Genomic DNA, 18934 nt, shown 5'->3' with positions numbered 1-18934 from the left:
CCGTCGGCCCCGACCAGCTACAGGCCGCCCTCAAAGACCTCCAGCGCATCCAGTCTCCTGAACTACTCGCCAATAACGAAACCTTCCATCGCCTCCTCACCGAAGGCGTCAACGTCCCCTACCAAGAAGGCGACAGCGAACGCGGCGAACTCGTTTGGCCCATCGACTTCACCAACCCCGACAACAACGACTTCATCGTCGCCAATCAGTTCACCGTCATCGAAAACAACAAAGAAAAGCGCCCCGACCTGGTGCTATTCATCAACGGCCTACCGCTCGTTGTCATCGAACTCAAAAACGCTACTGACGAAAACGCCACCCTCAAATCCGCCTACCAGCAGCTCGAAACCTACAAAGCCACCATCCCCAGCCTCTTCACCCCCAACGCCATCCTGATCATCTCCGATGGCCTAGAAGCCCGCGCCGGTTCCCTCTCAGCAGGCTTTAGCCGCTTCATGGCCTGGAAAACCGCCGATGGCAAAACCCAAGCCTCCCCCCTGGTCAGCCAGCTCGAAACCCTGATCGTAGGCATGTTGAACAAAGCCACCCTCCTAGATCTCATCCGTCACTTCATCGTCTTTGAAAAGACCAAAAAAGAAGACCCCGACACCAAAATTATCAGCATCAATACCGTCAAAAAGCTCGCCGCCTACCACCAGTACTACGCCGTCAACGCCGCCATCGAATCCACGCTCCGAGCCGCAGATATCAGCGCTACTAACACCAGCGCCACCGATACTATCCCCTCATTCAAAGCAGGCGAAAGCCCCGGCAGCTACGGTCTGCGTGACGTAGCCCAGCAGCCCAAAGGCGACCAAAAAGCAGGCGTCGTCTGGCACACCCAAGGCTCCGGTAAATCGCTCTCAATGGTGTTCTACACCGGCAAGATTGTTCTAGCCCTCAACAACCCCACCATCCTGGTCATCACTGACCGAAACGACCTAGACGATCAGCTCTTCGACACCTTCGCCGCCTCCAAACAACTCCTACGCCAAGAACCCATTCAGGCCGACGACCGCAGCCAGCTCAAAGACCTGCTAAAAGTCGCCTCCGGTGGCGTTGTCTTCTCAACCATCCAAAAATTCCAGCCCGAAGCAGGCAACATTTACGAACAGCTCTCAGAGCGCCGCAACATCGTTGTGATCGCCGACGAAGCCCACCGCACCCAATACGGCTTCACCGCCAAAACCATCGACGAAACCGACGAGCGAGGCAACGTCATCGGTAAAAAAGTGGTGTACGGCTTCGCCAAATACCTGCGCGACGCTCTGCCCAACGCTACCTACCTTGGCTTCACCGGCACCCCCATCGAGAAAACCGACGCCAACACCCCCGCCGTATTCGGCAACTATGTAGACATCTACGATATCGCCCAGGCCGTAGAAGACGGAGCCACCGTCCGCATCTACTACGAAAGCCGCCTCGCCAAAGTCAGCCTCAGCGACGCTGGGCGCAAGCTGATCGCCAAACTAGACAAAGATTTAGCTCAAGATGATCTGGCAGAAGCTCAGAAAGCTAAAGCCAACCGCACCAAAGTAGAAGCTCTAATCGGCAACCCACAGCGCGTTCAGACCATCGCCAAAGATATCGTTACTCACTTCGAGGCCAGACAAGAGGTCTTTGCCGGTAAGGGAATGGTCGTCAGCATGTCGCGCCGCATCGCCGCCGAACTCTACAAAGCCATTATCGATCTCCGTCCTGACTGGCACGGTGACGACCTCACAAAAGGCGCGATCAAGGTCGTCATGACCACCAAATCTAGTGATGGCCCCGAGATTGCCAAGCACCACACCACCAAAACGCAGCGCAAGGCACTCGCTGAACGCATGAGAAACCAGGACGATCCGCTTAAGCTAGTGATCGTGCGCGATATGTGGCTCACTGGATTCGATGCGCCCAGTATGCACACGCTGTATATTGATAAGCCGATGAAAGGCCACAACCTGATGCAGGCGATCGCTCGCGTCAACCGCGTCTACAAAGACAAACCCGGTGGCCTCGTCGTCGACTACCTCGGCATCGCCGCCGACCTCAAAGAAGCCCTCTCCTTCTACTCTGACGCAGGCGGTAAAGGCGATCCAACCCTAGCCCAAGAGCAAGCCGTTGAGCTGATGCTCGAAAAGCTCGAAATCGTCTCCGCGATGTACCACGGCTTCGCCTATGAGAATTACTTTGATGCTGATACTGCCCGCAAACTGTCGCTGATTCTAGCGGCTGAAGAACATATCCTGGGCCTAGAAGATGGCAAAGAGCGATATATCAATGAGGTGACCGCGCTGTCTCAAGCCTTTGCGATCGCTATTCCTCACGAGCAGGCCATGGATGCCAAAGACGAAGTAGGCTTCTTCCAAGCCATCAAAGCCCGCCTGACCAAATTCGACAGTCCCAGTGAAGGCCGCAGCAATGAAGAGCTAGAAACCACTATCCGTCAGGTCATCGACCAGGCCCTAGTTTCCGAACAAGTGATTGATGTCTTCGACGCCGCAGGCATCAAAAAGCCTGATATCTCCATCCTCTCTGACGAATTCCTCGCTGAGCTAAAGGACTACGAGCATAAAAACATTGCCCTAGAGGTGATGAAAAAGCTGTTGAACGACGAGCTAAAGACCCGAGCTAAAAAGAACTTGGTGCAGAGTAAGACATTGTTAGAGATGTTAGAGAATGCTCTCAAGCGCTATCAGAACAAGATCCTGACCGCCGCTGAAGTCATGGACGAGCTAATCCATATCAGCAAAGAGATCGTCTCTGCCGACTCAGAAGCCGCAGCGATGGGCCTTTCAGACTATGAATATGCTTTCTACACTGCGGTCGCCAGCAATGACAGCGCTCGGGAGCTGATGCAACAGGACAAGCTACGGGAGCTGGCTGTTGTTCTAACCCAGAAGATACGAGAGAATGCAACGATCGACTGGGCTATCAAAGAAAACGTGCGAGCCAAGCTAAAAGTCATCGTCAAGCGGCTTCTTCGTCGATATGGCTACCCGCCGGATATGCAGTTACTCGCCACAGAAACCGTACTCAAGCAAGCGGAAATAATTGCGAATGAGCTGGCAGTCTAGCCGCAAAAACATAACCTGAAGGTACAGCGATTCCTATGTAATCCTCGAAAAGAAAGGCTACGAATAAAGTTGAGTACGGTTTGTTACAACTCCAGTGGCTGATCGGTGCCGCAGTGTTTGCAGTGGGGAAGGTGCCTATAGGTGAGGTTGTGGCAGTTTGTGCATTCTTGGTACTGCGAGTAGCTACAGTGAGGGCAGTGCAGGTCGCGTTTGCGGATTTTTTTGGCGCAGTTAACGCAGCGTCTGTTTTGTACGCGGTTGGCTGCTTGTAAACGAGTGTTGAACACAAACCTTTGGAAGAACTTGATGATGCCAAATCCAATTGCTGGAATCAACAGAATCTGTAGATAGTTGATGAGGAAGCGAAGACCGCCAAATAGAAATTCTAAGAATTCTATTAACAGCTCAACCAAGAATCCAAATTGCAAGAACTCAAAGATTTTCCAGACCAGAGGAATGCAGAAAATAACGAACAGATGCCAGCTAATTAGCGATACATAGCCATAGTCTCTACGCTCGGCTAGGCGGTTCACGTTAGATGCAATGAAAATTAGGGGCAACAGGAACAGCCCTTGAAAGAACAGTTGAATGCTGGGATACCAGAAGCTAGCTCGCTGATAGCCGTTGTCAATTTGGTTGAATCTAGTATCGTCGCTGAGTAGGGATAGAAAGGCTTGGCTTTCTGGCGTGGAGATCAGCTCTGTTTTGAGCGTTTCGAGGGTTGCTTCTCTTTGGGCGATCGCACGATCGTTTTGTTCGATCTCGCGTCTTGCCTGCGCTGCTTCTACAGTGTTGATCGACTGCTCTCTCGGCTGACCTGCAATCTCTTCTAGCAGCGTCGAATCATATTGCTGACGAATGCTAGCGTTCTGTGATTTAAAGGAGTTGATCTCTGCCTGGATATCATTGATGCGGCTGGCAATTGTCTCGTTATCTGGACTATCGACAGCCTCAACAGCAGACTCGTATTGCAAGCAAATCTCAGACACTTCACCTAAGTGGCCTCTGCTTAGATCTTGGTAGCTGCCATAGTAGCTGCCTCGGTAGTATGACTGGTTAATCGCGGACGGTAACCCAGTAGATTGGCCCTCGCTATCCAACAAGACTAACTGATCGATAAGTCGATAGTCTTTTTCTTCTGCTGTGTCTTCGCGATAGCTGATCCATTCCGAACGACAGGGATATGTTTTCTCTGGACTGAGTGGCCACCGACTAATATCGTCTAATCCAGCGAACACATTGAACAAGATGAACAGATCAACCAGAATGATGATGATCAAACTGAATCTGTTGATCGGCTTGTGATTAATCCGACGAGACCGATTAAAGAAGCGACCGATAGAGCGACGAAGTCTAGAAAACATGAGAAAATACCCCGTTCACAGACGAGGCTTTGTGCTGCGTTTGCTGTCGCATTTAGCTTTGTTTGATTAGGGCGGTAGCGCCTCTGACAATGGTAAAAGCTAAATACAGATTGCTATATGTTTCACCAAAGATAAGGTCTCCTAAGCAAAAACCTAGGAGACCTTGTGTCAATCGTTTTTTTGGAGAAGATAGTCGCAGTGATTACCCTAGTAACAGGTGGTAGCGACAGGTACTAGCGGCGGGTGCTAGCCACGCCATTACGAGCTGCCGTTTCTAGATTGAACAATATCTGCAATGTTTCCATTGCTCGGTCTCTCGCTTCCATGTCTCTTTGCGATCGCAGCTGAGTCATCGGATCGTGCAAAATCTTATTCACAATGCCACGAGTCAAGGCTTCTACGACGCCGCGATGCTTTTCAGAAAATTCTGACCCTAGACGAGACATGGCTTTTTCTAGCTCTTGCTCGCGGATAGTCTCTACTTTGCTGCGTAAGCTGCTGATGGTGGGGACGGTATCGAGCGATCGCAGCCAGTCCATAAACCCATCGACTTCCTCGTCTAGCAGGGCTTCAGCCTCTAGTGCCATCTGCCGACGGCTCTCTTGGTTTTGGGCGACGACTGCCTTCAAATCATCTACATTGAATGCAAAGACGGTGTCGATTTCGGCGATATTGCTATGTACATTGCGTGGTACTGCAATATCAAACACCAAAATCTGGCTACCGTCACAGGCGGGCTCTAGATTCTCTCGGTGCAAAATGGGCTCTACCGAAGAGGTGCAGGTGAAAACCACATCAGCCGCGACGACAGCCTCTAGCATGCTATCGAGTGTCCCGGTTTGAATATCAACATCGCCAAACTGAGCGGCTAAATCATTCGCCCGCTTGACGGTGCGATTTAGCAAGGTGATTTTGTTGGCTCGTTTAGAAATCAGGTGCTGTACTAGCAGCCGGGCCATTTTGCCTGCGCCTAAGATGGCAATATGACAGTTCTCAAAGCTCTCGACTTTCATCAGAGCCAGTTCAGCCGCCGCCGAGCTGATCGAAACCGCGCCCGTGCCTAGATTCGTCTCAGTGCGAACCCGCTTGCCTGCTTTGATCGAGTCTTTTAGCAGGCGGCCTAGAATCCGACCAATGCCTTTGTGCTGTTGGGCTAGGCTCAAAGCATGCTTCACTTGAGAGAGAATCTGACCTTCTCCTAAGACTAGGCTATCCAGGCCAGCCGCGACGCGCATCAGATGCATCACCGCATCTTGCTGAAGCAAGACGAACAGATGAGGCCGCAGATCTTCTAGCTCGATGCCGCTATGCTCACACAGAAAGCGCATGACATCGCGAACGCCGGTTTCAATTTCGTTGGCGACGATATGAATTTCTAACCGATTGCAGGTGCTAAGAATCGAGACTTCTTCGATGGTGGGCGAATTGCCAAGGTGGGCGATCGCATCAGCTACTTGAGCAGAAGGAATGCTCAGCTTTTCTCGGATTTCTACTGGCGCAGTCTGGTGACTAAGCCCAACAACAGCAATATTCATTCGGTTCCTTCAGAGTCTGTTATGAAAAGTCTTCTATTTATCATCGGATGAGCGGCAAGGCTCTCTTCAAATTATTAAATATCTGGGAAACATCTCAAGAAAACTAAACAAAACTCCATCTTACGGGAGACATAGCTAGTGTCGATGTCTCCGTACGCTAGATGACTGCTTTGCTCTTTTTGGACTAGCATTTCGCCCCTGAAGACCGCTCCTGAAGACAGTGAAACGCCAAGCGCTCAGCGCTACGAAGAGCTAGATCAAAAAAGGGACAAAAGCAGCAAGCCTTGTCCCTTTTTCAGTCAATTCGTTTTGTATTGGCAGGTGGTATGCCTACTCACAGTCTCGCTGCGGCCTAGTTGAGGCTGACACGCTTGGGGCTGTCTTTCATATGAACAGTATCGACAAAGCGAGCCGTCTTAGACTGGCTAGAGATCACCAAGCTCTGAGTACGGTAGCCGCCGTTGAAGAAGCGAACCCCATTCATCAGCGTGCCGGGTGTGATACCGCAGCCAGCAAACAGGACGTTCTCGCCGTTAGCGAGTTCTTCAGCGGTGTAAACCTTGTCAGGATCATTAATACCCATAGAAGACAAACGCTCTAGGTTGGCTTCTTTGCTCTCGCCAATTAGACCTGTTTTTACAACCGCAGGATCGTAGATTAACTGGCCCTGGAAGTGACCGCCAAGACAGCGCATTGCCGCCGCAGAAATCACGCCTTCAGGGGCAGCGCCGATGCCCATCAGCCCGTGAACGTTAGTGCCTTCAAAGCCACAGGAGATAGCAGCAGAAACATCGCCGTCGCTGATTAGACGTACCCGCGCACCTGCGTCGCGAATCTCTTTGATCAGATCGTTATGACGCTCGCGCTTCATAACGATGATAACGAGTTCATCAATTGAGCGATCTAGGCACTCAGCCATGATCTTCAGGTTCTCGGTAGGACTTTTATTGATGTCTACTTTGCCTTTAGCAGCAGGTGGTGCAGCCAATTTGTTCATATAGAAGTCGGGCGCGGCGAACAGGCCGCCTTTTTCTGAGATCGCCAGAACTGCCATCGAACCGGGCTGACCATAGGCGCAAAGGTTAGTACCTTCGCAGGGGTCAACCGCAATATCAATTTCAATGAGTTCATCGGGCGTACACACTTCGTCTGCGTTGGGTTGTGTACAGATACCGACCTCTTCGCCGATGTAGAGCATAGGAGCGTCGTCACGCTCACCTTCACCAATCACAATCTTGCCGCGCATGTGAATCTGGTTCATCCGCTCGCGCATTGCCTCTACAGCAACCTCATCAGCGATATCCTTTTCGCCTTTACCCATCCAGCGGGCCGATGCGATCGCTGCCTGCTCGACGACTTCAATAATCTCTAAACCGAGGGTGTTTTCCACGGGGTATTTATCCTCCAAACTGCCGTATCTAGCCGCTTTTAGCCAATCTTAAACGGGCTTCATAAAAGAGTTTATAAAACTCTACATGGCCATCTTTGAGTTTATCAGACTATTAACCCTGCGTTTTTTTGTTCCCGGTTTGGTTTTTTGTTCTCTACTTCAACCGTTTCATAGCTGCCTAGAGTGGCCCCGGTCTGTCTGCTTTAGATAGCTTGATGTACAGGTCATAGTCCATGGTGCGATCGCCTACTGTGGAGGTCAATCCAATCGCCTGAATCGCTGAGGTTGGCCCTTGTGCTGATAGCTCTTGCGATAGCTGAGGTAGCGGAAAAATGCTGTCTGTATCGTTGATCTCGGCCAAGTTAAGGAAGAACTGTCCGTGGTTAGGGGTAGGCGCGCTGTCAGTCAGGGTTTGGAATAGGTTTGTGCCAACCAGCGGCGGATTGGGAGTAGAGGTGATCGCCTCGGCAGCACCGCCCCCTACGGCGAAGAAGGCAACATTTCCCGGTAGCCAGCCATGGCTGAACTGCACGCCTTGAAACGGTGAAATCCAGTGAGTCACCGAGCCTTCTGGCAGGTCGGTGGTCTCTGTCCGGTAGCGGTAGCGATCGACCATGACATCATCAATTTGCGCCCAGACGGATTCAGCAGTGGCCCGGTCGTTGGTCTGCACCATCAGCAATAAAGAGGCAGCTGCGATCGCACTACTATCCCCCTCATCCTGTCCAGTCTCGTTCTCGGCAGTCTCGTTCTGCTCAGCTTCGTTTCCCTCGGCCTCGTTTTCAGCTTCGTTTTCTTCCGTCAGATCGCTGGCGGGCGGCAACAGTCCAAAGGCAAACTCTCCACTGGCCCAAGGCATGATGTCTTCTTCGATATCTAGCCCCGTTTGAGTGAGTAGCCCGGCTCGTAGAGTCTGCGCGTCTGGAAAGAACGGCGGGGAGACATTGTCTTCACTCAGCGCCTGCCAGGTCTGCTGCAAATTACTGCCCGATAGTGCTACAAGCGTATCGCTGGGCAGACGGCGCAGCATATCGTCGGCCTCGTTGCTCAATCCTTCATAGGCCAAGTCATTTTTGGGAAGTAGCCAGCTAGTGCCTCGAAACCGGATGCCTTCTGACTCGATTAGGGCCGTAGCAACGATGCCTTGCGATCCTTGAAGGGGAACTAGATTGGCTGGCTGAGCGATCGAGGCACCTTTGGGGGCGCTCAGGGCGGCGCTCGCAATGGGGATGTTCAGATAGAGCTGGGCAAAGCTTTTACCTAATGGCTGAGGATCTGCTAGGCCCGCTGTGGCACTGCGATAGCCAGCGTTGTCCCGCAGCGACTGCTTGCCTCGGTAAGTGTCGATCGCCTGTTCGATGCCTGCGGCTGTATTGCCTAGTAGGAGCCAGTTGGAGCCAATGACGGCAGCTTCTATGGTCTGCCCCTCGGCTGTCTGAATGGTTTTGATAGAAATATTTTTGTAGCTGCGATCTTCCCAGGTGATGGCTGAGCGCTGCGGACCGCTTTCTAACAGGGATTTAGCTTTGCTAGGATCGTCGATGGGGGCGATTAATACGATGTTTTGAGTGGCGGCGGCCAAGCCTTTTGCTTGAGGCTGATCGGTTGGCAAAAAGGCTAAGGTGACGCGATCGCCAATCCAGGGCTTGATATCTCGCTTGAAGCTGTAGCCGTTGAGGGTAAACAGTCGGTCTTTCCAATCGGTCAGCAGCTGATCAACCTGGGCTTGACTGTCGCTGGTGCCAAACTGTCTGAGCTTTGTCCAAGCGATTTCATCAGTGGTGAGCGTCAGTGTCGCTAGCGTGTCTTTTGGCACAATCTGAGCCCCGACAGGAGAAAGACTGCGAGGCGATCGCACCGATAGATTAAGCGCTGTGATGACACCGCCGCCTAATAAAATTACGGCGGCTAGACCTGCTAGCTTCGGCAGCGCCTTTGGTAGCTTTGGTAGGAATATAGAAGGCGCAAACTTGGAAGATTCATTAGCAGTTTTTGGCTCTAAGACCTCATCTGAAGCCGCCCGGTCTACTGCCTCTTGGTCTACCGTCTCAATATCGGCAGTCTCGGTATTGTCAGTCTCAGTATCGGCAGTATCCGACAGGGGAGCTGGCAGTTCGGTCTGGGTCTGGATGAAGGGATCTGCTGGCTCTGATAGAGCCTCTGATTGGATATCGGATTGAATATCGGCCTGGCTGTTTTCTAGCGGCTCTGACGAGGGCAATTCTTCCTCTAGATGATCTTCAGAGGAGTTGGGTGTGTACACAGTTCCTTTGATCGAACGCCCGGTAGGATGGGTCGCTGAATGGATTGTGTCCTTGCCTGATTCTGAGTCTATCTCTTTAGCCATCGCCGTTAAACCGCTAGTCGGATACTTGAAACCCTAATTTCTGATCTCGTGTCTTAGCTCGGTCGCCATGCACTCTAGCAAAGAAGTTGACAAAAGTGATTGGGAAAACACTGAGTAGAGCAAAGTTTTTTGATTCGCTTCAGACTCAACCAAGCTGATTTAGTCAATTAGATTGGTTGGTTAGGCCATTGGTTTACGAGTCCATTGGCTTTTAGTCCACTGGCCCACTAACACTTTTAGTCCACTGGCCAAATACCAATAGTGCTTCTATCAATAGTGCTTCTGCAGCTTGCTAGAAAGCGGATTGTTTGAGTTTTCTTACTGTGCGTCAACCCTCTTGTAGTCAAAAGGATATGCTAAGCGCTAGCTGTAGCTTCTTGAATCTATGACCACCCGAACGGTTAAATCCGAGACTGTCTGTGCTGATCCGGTTGATTTAGTCCATTCCATCAGCGGCGATGGTGCTGATAGTGCTGATGATCGACTGCGATCGCAAAAACAGCTCTGGTTGGCGGCGCTCAAGCCCCCAATGTACTGTGTGGCGGTAATGCCTATCTGCGTTGGCAGCGCGGTGGCATATGCTCAAATGGGTAGTTTCCGGGCGAATGTATTCTTAACGTTTGCCCTATCCGCTGTCCTGCTACTAGTTTGGGAGAACCTCAGCAACGATGTTTTTGATGCCGCGACCGGGATCGATATCAACAAGCATCATTCACTGGTGAATCTAACTCGCAATCGAAAGCTGATCTTTTGGCTCGGCAATCTCTGCTTGCTGCTAGGTATTGCTGGTATTTTGACCATTTCTCTAACGCAGCAAGACCCGACGGTACTTACTATGGTTGTTGCCTGCTGCGCGCTGGGCTATCTCTATCAAGGGCCGCCTTTTCGACTGGGATATCAGGGCTTAGGCGAAATTCTTTGTTTCTTCAGCTTTGGACCGCTAGCAGTCGGTGCGGCCTACTATTCGCAAACTCAGCGCTGGGATGCGGCAGGCTGGCTGCAAAGCTGGCGATGGGATGGTCCGCTACTGCCCGCTGCCGTAGTGGTCGGTATTGCCACCACTTTGGTGCTGTTCTGTTCGCACTTTCACCAAGTAGAAGACGATCTAAAGGCGGGCAAGCGCTCGCCGATTGTTAGACTAGGAACCTGGCGAGGGGCGCAGCTATTGCCCGCTGCTTGTGCGGTGGTTTTGCTGACGACTTTAGTGGCGATCGCTCAAGGTGGGCTGCCTTTGAGTGCGCTGCTGATGCTGGGCGCTTTGCCCGCTGCAATCAAGCTTTGTTTGCACGTACTGACCTTTCACAATCAGCCAGAGCAGGTCAAAAATTCAAAGTTTTTAGCCATTCACTTTCACTTCTGGAGTGGGGCGCTACTCACGATTGGACTGATTGCCTCTACTGCAATTTAGTCGCTACTGCCAGGCTATGCATCACATTAATCACCAGTCAGCTGCGATCGCTTTTGAGTTTCGCGCCTATCGCCGTCTTTTTCGCCGACCGATTAAGACCAATCATGGCATCTGGAAATATCGAGAAGGGATCATCCTCAAGCTGAGCGACCATCAAGGCCGCACTGGTTTTGGAGAAGTCGCACCGCTGCCCTGGTTTGGAACTGAAACCCAGTCGCAGGCGATCGCGTTTTGCCAGCAGATGCCGACTAGACTGTCTGTCGGCGACAATTTTTCAATTTTGCCGACCTTGCCAGCCTGTCAGTTTGGCTTTGAGCTGGCTTATAGGAACTTGACTAGAGATATTCACTGCGCTGAGCTAGATATCCGTCACTACAGCGCTCTGCTGCCCGCTGGTGAAGCTGCCCTCAACGCTTGGAGTCCGCTGTGGGCTATGGGCCATCGCACCTTCAAGTGGAAGATCGGCGTTGCGCCTGTGGCGGTGGAGTTGGCCTGGCTGTCGCAGCTGATGGAACGGCTGCCTTTGGGGGCGCAACTGCGGCTTGATGCGAATGGCGGGCTCTGTGAAATAGTGGCTCATCATTGGCTAGATCGATGCGATCGCCTTGGCCGCCGGATTGAATTTATCGAGCAGCCGCTGCCGCCTAACTGCTTTGATGGATTGACCAAACTGGCCCGCCGCTACCAGACGCCGATCGCGCTCGACGAGTCTGTAACCGCCCTCGATCAGCTAAAGGCTCACTACTACAGGGGCTGGCGCGGTATCTATGTTGTCAAACCCGCTATTCTTGGCTCTGCCGATCGACTCCGACAGTTTTGCGAAGACTGTCCTATTGACTTAGTCGTTTCCTCGGTGTTTGAAACTGACATAGGCCGTCAGGCGCTAATCGATCTGGCGATCGCGCTGCAAGCTAGCTCCTCAGAGAATCCGCGTCGGGCCTTGGGTATGGGTACGCAGCAGTGGCTACCAAATGATGGACTAGACGATCCTGATTGGGAGGCGCTGTGGCAGCGGTTGAGATGACGCCAGCGGCAGTGTGGGCGAGGTTGCAGCGCGATGGATGTGTTGCTGGCCACCAGAGCGATAGAGAAACTGGGAAAGATGGCGAGTGGGCAATCGGGGAAGATCTAGCATCTTGGTCGGCGCTGGTGACGGCGCGGCGTGAGCAGTTGGAAGCGTATGCTCTAGAGCATAGTAAGCAGCATCGCGGTGAAGGCAAGACGATTTTGGTTGTGCTGGTTGCAGATGCTGAGCCGACGGATTTTTTGGCTGGGTTTTGGGCAGGCGTATTAGCAGGTTGGACGGTTGCCCTCGCCAATCCAAACTGGGCGAAGTCAGAATGGCAGTCTGCTCTCAATCAAACCAATCCCAGCATCATTTGGAGTCCGTCGTCTACGCTTGACAACCTGGCTTCAACCGCTGAACCAGTCGCTGACCTAATTGATCCCATCGCTGAACGAAGTCAGACAGCCAAACAGGGCCAAATCTCGGTCAATAAACGAATCCAAAGCCTGGAGGCTGAGCGGAGTCGAAGCCTCATCCTCATCCCAACAGGCGGCACGTCTGGTCAGCTTAAGTTCGCCTGCCACACCTGGGCCACACTCACCGCTGCCGTGTATGGCTTTGCGCGCTACTTTCAACCTAAAAATACGCCTATCAATGCCTACTGTGTTTTGCCGCTCTATCATGTCAGCGGACTGATGCAGGCGCTGCGAACCTGGCTAACGGGCGGTCAGCTTGCGATCGCCGCTTTCAAAGATTTGCTCTGTGCCCAGCCAGATTCCCAGTCAGATGCCCAGTCAAATTCTGCGCTACTTCCTCCCTACACTTACCTATCTCTGGTTCCAACCCAGCTCTCTCGCCTGATCGATGCCGAGAAATCTTCCTGGCTCAGGCAGTTTCATGCCGTTCTCTTAGGGGGTGCTCCTCCTTGGCCGGCTCTACTCGATCGGGCTGCAAGTCATCGGATTCCTCTCTGTCTGACCTATGGCATGACGGAGACAGGGGCGATGGTAAGCGCGATGCGATCGCCAGACTTTTCCCTAGACACGGCCTACCCACTAACTAGCGGCTGGCCAATGCCTCACGCGACCATCCAGATTGAAGAGAGTGGCAAACCGTTACCTCGTGGAGAGACTGGGCAGGTTGTGGTGACTTCGAATGCGATCGCCCACGGCTATTACAGTGCGCCTTCGCCTCGTTTCAAAGGCCGAACCCTCTACACAGACGATCTGGGCTATCTAGATCGCGATGGCCGATTGCACATCACCGGGCGCGCCAGCAGCAAGATCATCAGCGGCGGCGAAAACATTTTCCCTTCTGAAGTGGAGACGGCGCTGTGGCGTACAGGCCAGGTGCTAGATGTCTGCGTTGTCGGGCTACCTGATGCCGATTGGGGTGAAGTGGTCGGTGCCGCGTACGTTCCACGCCATCAGGCCGTTTCTACCGATAGCTTGAGAGTCGCTCTAGACAATGGCAATCAGCTCAGCCGATACAAATATCCAAAGCGATGGTTCGCGCTAGAGACTCTGCCTAAAAACGCACAGGGGAAAATCAATCATCTGGCGCTGCGATCGCGGCTGGCTCGTTTAACCAGTCATCCAACCGAGGATCAATAATCTGTTTTTGGCGCGTCGTTTTATCGATGCATACGTGCCGAGTCAGGGCCGTGGCAAGAGGACGCTCATTCTGTGATTGAGCGGCTGACAATGATTGGGTTAATAAATGGGTTTCTGGTCTAGATTGCTGGCCAGATTGCTGGTAGGTGAGGGTGTAGCGGACTTCATAGCTGTAAGGCGTGAGCCGCAGCGGAGCCAACGTGATGGCGATCTTGTCTCCGCACCGTAGCGGTTTGAAATAGCTAGCCTCGGCATGAACGATCGGAATCGGTAAAGGGTTCGATGTAGAAAAAAAATCAGCCACATCTATGAAGGCTTCGCCCAGCGCTGCCTCGTATGCCTCATGACAAAGCGTCAGCACGTTGGCAAAGTAAACCACACCTGCTGCGTCTGTTTCATGAAAACGAATCGTTCGACAGTATCTAAAGGCCACTGCTGAGACGGTGTTCAAGTAGACGGTGTTCAAGTAGACGGTGTTCAAGTTAGACGATGCGCTTAGACAGTGTGCAAAGCTAGCTGGGCGGTGGCGCTACACCGTTGCACCGACTGACATGCGTATCGGCTAGCTGTATCAGCTAGCTGTATCGACTGGCATTTGGATCAACTGGCTGTATTAACTGGCATTTGGTTGGGCCGGGCGATATGGCAACCCATCTTGTCCGGTCAAGAATTCTGTATTCTCTACTGTTTCGTCTGCTTTTAGATTGTTGAGTTTGAAATCACTCAGGTTAAAGCTGATGGTTTGATTGGGATTGTTCAGCGCCTGCACGAGTCTAGCCAGAGAAGCCTGTACCATGCTATCGGGATTGAGTAACACCCATCCATCTGCTGTTAGCTCTCGCATCTCAAAGTGTAAGTGTGGCCCTGTGGAGTTACCTGTACTCCCGACTAGCCCTACAACCTCTCCTTTCTTCACCGCCGTACCAGACTCTACAAAGATCTCTGATAGGTGAGCGTATCGGCTCTCTAGCGTGTCCTTTTCTAGCTCGTGCTCTAGGACCACCATCAGTCCATAGCCGCCTGCTTCTCCGGCTGCTGCCACCACTCCATCTTGAGCAGCCAATACAGGAGTGCCTTGCGGCGCAGCGATATCAGTACCCGCGTGAAAGCGGTGGTCGCCCCAAATTGGATGAATCCGAAAGCCAAACAAAGAGCTAATTGGCGACGGCGTTGATAGCGGGAATATAAACTCGGCAGCAGCCTGCAGGTTCACTACCGGACGCACTGAGCGATTGAGATAAGCGCGACCTGCCGCGCTAGTTGACAGTCGAATACCGGAGGCGCTAAAGCTGACAGGGCCGACGTTGACCGCAGGATCGCTGGCAACTGGCGATGCCTGAGAATTCTGAGTGGGCGCGATCGCATTAGCCGTTGACTCGGCGCTGCCGCTAGCGATTCCATTAGCTGGCGCAACCGGAGAGGCGGTTCCACAAGCGCCATTTGGGACGCCTTGCCCCTGAGATACTGTGAATTCACAGCCTGTAGACTGCTCAGCGACTACTACATCTGGGGTCTGGGTTGCGCCGACGCTGTAGTCTGTGGGATCGACAAAGATGCTGTCATACTCGCCTGGTCGGGTGATGCCCTCTGGGAGTGCAATTGGTGTGACTTCGGTGGGGGTTACTTGCTCGGCGGTCGGTGCTGGCGTCAGGATTGGCGCAGCTTCTGTCGTGGCTTCAACTATCGGTGCTGCTGGTGCTGGTTCAGCAGCCGCTGGGGTGAAGGGCTCAAGGCTAGCACCTACGGATGGGCTGACTGATGGGCTAGCGATATCTGCTGGCGCGGCTTCCACTGCTGGGGCTGGTGCCGCCGCTGGTGCCGCCTCTAGTGCTGTCTCTGGAACAGTAGTGGTCGAAGCGGTCGTGCTGACATACTCGACTAGGGGCGCAGCGACTAGTCCGGGTTCAATCATGCCAACAAGCGGATGAGAAGAGTAGACGCCTCTCGCGGCAGATGGTTTCGATTCTGAAAAAGAAGGAGAAGCGCTGGCTGTAGGCGCAGGCTGGGCTAGGGACGAAGCAGAAGTTACATCAACTGATAGGGGCGAATCAGGATCGCTGAGGTGGTGAGCTTCTACGGCATAATCACCTTCTACTTCTACAGCGTAATCGCCTTCTACGTGATCGCTTTCTGCCTTTGCAAAGTTGATCTGGCTGGTAACTAAGCCGCAGCTGCTCATAAAACCAAAAGCGACTAGCCAGCCTCTCCGAAGCTTTTGCCCAACCGACAAGCCGCTATCTCGATCGCCTTTTGTAGGGATAATCGCATTGGTCTCTACCGTCTTTGGCTTTACCGAATGCGCCGCTTGAGATCTAAGGTTTTGCTTGGAAGCTGTCATAGTCATCAACCTAAAATTAACCCTAACTGGTACTAACTATATGTGAATTTCGCTGGGTCTTATCAGCAGAATGTTTTCACTTTGGACTGTCTGCTGACGCCAGTTTCCCGATAAGCCCTGGCTCGTAAGGCTGTGCTCACCTGCTTTCAGCGCGACTGGTAACGCGACTTGTAGATAACCTTCTTCTGAAATGCCAATCACCTTGCCAGAACAACTGTTTTGCGAACAACTACCTGTCGCATTTGACACTGACACAAGCCTAAGCGTATCTTTCTCCACTGAAACAGTTTTGCCGACTTGAGTGAGTAATTTCTGGTAGGTCTTCATGAAAACTTGACTACCCACCTGCTGTTGATAAAAGTACCCTTGCAGGATTCCCCTGAGGACAACGACAATTAGCGTCTCTAAGCAATTTATTTTGGTTTGTGCGAGTGGATAAAGCCCACTCTCTAATATTTTTGTCAGAGTAATTCCAGACTGTGGGACCAGGTTGTGCCAATTCAGTCCTACACCGATTACGGCCTGCTTGATACGGACAGTAGAGCCTGTTCTTTCGTTCGCTAGCTCTGGGTTTGAAACGATCGCGTCATACTGTGACAGCTTGGTTTCGGTGAGAATGCCTCCGAGCTTTTGGCCCTGATAAAAAAGGTCATTTGGCCATTTGATCTGGATCGGGATACCAAGATTGTTCAGAGCGATCGCAATCCCCCAGGCGCTAAAGCAAGTGAGCTGAGCGCTCCGAGCAATCGGCCAGTCTGGTTCTAGCGCTAGGGAAAGGTAGAGGCCACCTGGATCCGACTGCCAGGTGCGATCGCGCTGCCCACGACCTGAAGACTGCTGCTGCGCGATCACGACCGTTCCGGCTTTGGCTTTGGCTTTAGTTTTGGCTTTGGCCTGGGTCGGAGTGTCGGCTTTCAACATCTGCCACAGATGCGTATTTGTCGAAGGCAGGGTTTCAAATAGGTGAATGTCAAACTGAGGGCGAATCTGACTTAATTCTGGGCGGATTCCTAGCTCTGTGCCGTCCATCGCTAGGGCCGTCTGGATTTTCTGGCGACTAATTGTTAGGGCACGGATGGGATTCAGATTGGTTGGTATTATCGGTTCTATGATGACTGACCTTCCTGATCTAACAACTGAAACGCTGTGGGCTATCCTCAATGGCGACCTAGCCGACGATACGGTTAACCAGCTAGTCTGGCAAACCCTCGGCTATGACTACAGCTTGGATACCCAAACTTGGCAAACCCAAAACGTAGACGATGCCTGGGCCCAAAAGTATCCTGAGCCACCTAATTTCATCGAGAGCAGACCGGCAACGGTACAGCTCACTAGGGCAATTCCCAAAGAAAATAAGCAGCTACTCAAGACGGTTCTAGGCTTTAAGGGCTACTCCGTCGATCAGCTCGTGCCCAGGCTGACCCGCCGGGCCACTATGGCGAACTGGCTATTGAGTATCATGAGGGATAGAGGCTTGATATAGCTTTGATTGCAGTGCTTCGCGCTGGCTGCTTGTGTCCTTCTTATTGCTTGATGTATGACAACCGTATTTGATTTCTTGGCAAGGGGTGGCCCGGTGATGGTGCCAATCGTTGGCGCGTCTGTCTTTACGGTAGCCTGCGCGCTAGAAAGAGCAACTTTTTGGACGGATTTGCTACGGCGAGAAGCCAAGGTCGTCAATGAGGTGCTAGACAAGGCGCGGACAAGTTTAGATGAGGCGGCGGCGATCGCCTCTCGCGCCCGCGACCTACCGATTGGCCGCTTTTTGATCGCGCCGCTCAGCCTCCAACATCCGTCTCCTGACTCCTTTCGCCTGGCGCTCGAAAACGCTGCCGACAAAGAATTTGTCAAAATGCGAAAAGGTGACAAGCTGCTAGAGACCGTCGTCGCTGTCGCGCCTTTGCTAGGACTGCTGGGCACAGTGACGGGTCTGATTAGAACATTTGAGAACTTGAATATTGGCGGTAGCGAAGGGGCTGTCGGTGCGACAGAAGCCGCTGGCGGTATTGGTGAAGCTTTGATCACAACAGCGGCTGGTATGGTGGTGGCAATTTTGGCACTGCTGGTTTTGCGCGTGATGGTAACGCTGCAGGCCCAGCAGATGGACTACTTTTCAGAAGCTGGAAACGAGCTAGAGCTGATCTATCGCCAGTATTGGTATGAAGCGGGTCGGCTGCCGAGGGGCGATCGCGCCATGTCAGACCAACAGATTAACCCGAAGGTGATTGATTCAGAAGGCAGCTCGCCGCCATCACCAACGCTGCAACAGCCTATTTTTTAGCGATCCATCGCTTTCAAGATTCATCTTCAGCTTTTAAGATTTGTCTTTTTTATAGTTTATGGATCTGCCTAATCGCTCCATAGTGTTTCAACCATACAGACTGTAGAACGCCCTTTTCTCACTATCAAAATTCTTGCTTTCAAAATGCGCTTTCGACATACCGAAGACAATGGCATTCCGACCATCGATCTCATTCCTATGCTGACGGTAATGATGGGCGTTCTGGCTTTTTTCGTCGTTGTTTCCGTCTCGCTAGGCAGTGAAGAGCTCATTCAAGTAGATCTGCCGCCCGAGCAAACCGAAGAAACTCCTAACGATACAGACAGCGTTCAAGATCCGTTCGTGGTTGAAATGGATGAAACCGGCCAAAGGCTGCTCAATGGCAACCCGATCGAGCCAGAGACTCTGGCCATTGAGATCGAGTCTTACCTGGCTCAAAACGCTGACAGCATTGTCTATCTAATTCCTAGTCGCCAGCTTCCTTACGAGCAGGTGGTTCAGTTCCTTGGGGATATGCGAGCTGTTGGCGGTGAACGAGTTTCTTTAGCGCTCAGAGAAGATTCCTAAAAGCTTACGTCCCTTTGCTATCTTGC

General features: G+C 52.3%; 14 protein-coding genes. 7 read left to right on the top strand and 7 right to left on the bottom strand.

Features of this window, described 5'->3' with window-relative positions; translation table 11 throughout:
* The coding region (locus IQ256_RS01455) for a type I restriction endonuclease subunit R (protein WP_193853544.1) at window positions 1–3059 on the top strand (3059 nt) is incomplete at its 5' end.
* A gap of 83 nt (window positions 3060–3142) precedes the next feature.
* On the opposite strand, the gene IQ256_RS01450 is transcribed toward IQ256_RS01455, so the two are convergent.
* The 4 genes from IQ256_RS01450 to IQ256_RS01435 form a co-directional block, all read right to left on the bottom strand.
* Window positions 3143–4423, bottom strand: a complete 1281-nt coding sequence (locus IQ256_RS01450; protein ID WP_193853541.1) for a hypothetical protein — start codon at window positions 4421–4423, stop codon at window positions 3143–3145.
* 233 nt (window positions 4424–4656) lie between these two features.
* Window positions 4657–5958: a glutamyl-tRNA reductase gene (locus tag IQ256_RS01445; protein WP_193853539.1), complete on the bottom strand. Its 1302-nt coding sequence runs from the start codon at window positions 5956–5958 to the stop codon at window positions 4657–4659.
* Window positions 5959–6310: 352 nt separating this feature from the next.
* Entirely contained in the window at window positions 6311–7348 is a 1038-nt protein-coding gene (gene glpX / locus IQ256_RS01440) for a class II fructose-bisphosphatase (RefSeq protein ID WP_193853537.1), read from the bottom strand.
* Between the two features lie 178 nt (window positions 7349–7526).
* The gene (locus IQ256_RS01435; RefSeq protein ID WP_193853535.1) at window positions 7527–9695 is read right to left on the bottom strand and encodes a DUF3352 domain-containing protein; all 2169 of its coding nucleotides are present in this window, start codon (window positions 9693–9695) and stop codon (window positions 7527–7529) included.
* 385 nt (window positions 9696–10080) lie between these two features.
* Here IQ256_RS01435 and menA point away from each other — a divergent pair, with 385 nt between their 5' ends.
* From menA to IQ256_RS01420, 3 genes are read left to right on the top strand one after another with little or no spacing between them, the layout of a single operon-like run.
* Window positions 10081–11103, top strand: a complete 1023-nt coding sequence (gene menA, locus IQ256_RS01430) for a 2-carboxy-1,4-naphthoquinone phytyltransferase (protein ID WP_193853533.1) — start codon at window positions 10081–10083, stop codon at window positions 11101–11103.
* A 16-nt stretch (window positions 11104–11119) separates the two neighbouring features.
* A complete protein-coding gene (locus IQ256_RS01425) occupies window positions 11120–12127 on the top strand; it encodes an o-succinylbenzoate synthase (protein WP_193853531.1) in 1008 nt (335 codons plus the stop codon).
* Complete coding sequence (locus IQ256_RS01420) at window positions 12109–13722, top strand: AMP-binding protein (RefSeq protein WP_193853529.1); 1614 nt, start codon at window positions 12109–12111, stop codon at window positions 13720–13722. The genes IQ256_RS01425 and IQ256_RS01420 overlap by 19 nt, the downstream gene beginning before the upstream one ends.
* Here IQ256_RS01420 and IQ256_RS01415 read toward each other — a convergent pair.
* From IQ256_RS01415 to IQ256_RS01405, 3 genes are all read right to left on the bottom strand, one after another.
* Window positions 13658–14203, bottom strand: a complete 546-nt coding sequence (locus IQ256_RS01415) for a thioesterase family protein (protein ID WP_228024455.1) — start codon at window positions 14201–14203, stop codon at window positions 13658–13660. The two genes, IQ256_RS01420 and IQ256_RS01415, sit on opposite strands and share 65 nt — an antisense overlap.
* A gap of 132 nt (window positions 14204–14335) precedes the next feature.
* On the bottom strand, window positions 14336–16060 hold the full coding sequence (locus IQ256_RS01410; RefSeq protein WP_228024454.1) for a M23 family metallopeptidase: 1725 nt from the start codon (window positions 16058–16060) through the stop codon (window positions 14336–14338).
* 36 nt (window positions 16061–16096) lie between these two features.
* Window positions 16097–17089, bottom strand: a complete 993-nt coding sequence (locus tag IQ256_RS01405) for a biotin--[acetyl-CoA-carboxylase] ligase (protein ID WP_193853526.1) — start codon at window positions 17087–17089, stop codon at window positions 16097–16099.
* A gap of 82 nt (window positions 17090–17171) precedes the next feature.
* Here IQ256_RS01405 and IQ256_RS01400 point away from each other — a divergent pair, with 82 nt between their 5' ends.
* The 3 genes from IQ256_RS01400 (at window position 17172) to IQ256_RS01390 (ending at window position 18908) form a co-directional block, all read left to right on the top strand.
* Entirely contained in the window at window positions 17172–17543 is a 372-nt protein-coding gene (locus tag IQ256_RS01400; protein WP_193853524.1) for a DUF1823 family protein, read from the top strand.
* A 54-nt stretch (window positions 17544–17597) separates the two neighbouring features.
* Window positions 17598–18341, top strand: a complete 744-nt coding sequence (locus tag IQ256_RS01395; protein WP_193853522.1) for a MotA/TolQ/ExbB proton channel family protein — start codon at window positions 17598–17600, stop codon at window positions 18339–18341.
* 144 nt (window positions 18342–18485) lie between these two features.
* Entirely contained in the window at window positions 18486–18908 is a 423-nt protein-coding gene (locus IQ256_RS01390; protein ID WP_193853520.1) for a biopolymer transporter ExbD, read from the top strand.
* Window positions 18909–18934 lie beyond the last annotated feature (26 nt).

Origin of the sequence: cf. Phormidesmis sp. LEGE 11477 (assembly GCF_015207105.1) — a bacterium.
Taxonomy (GTDB): Bacteria; Cyanobacteriota; Cyanobacteriia; order Phormidesmidales; family Phormidesmidaceae; genus Phormidesmis.
This window is presented reverse-complemented; position numbering and strand designations above follow the sequence as displayed.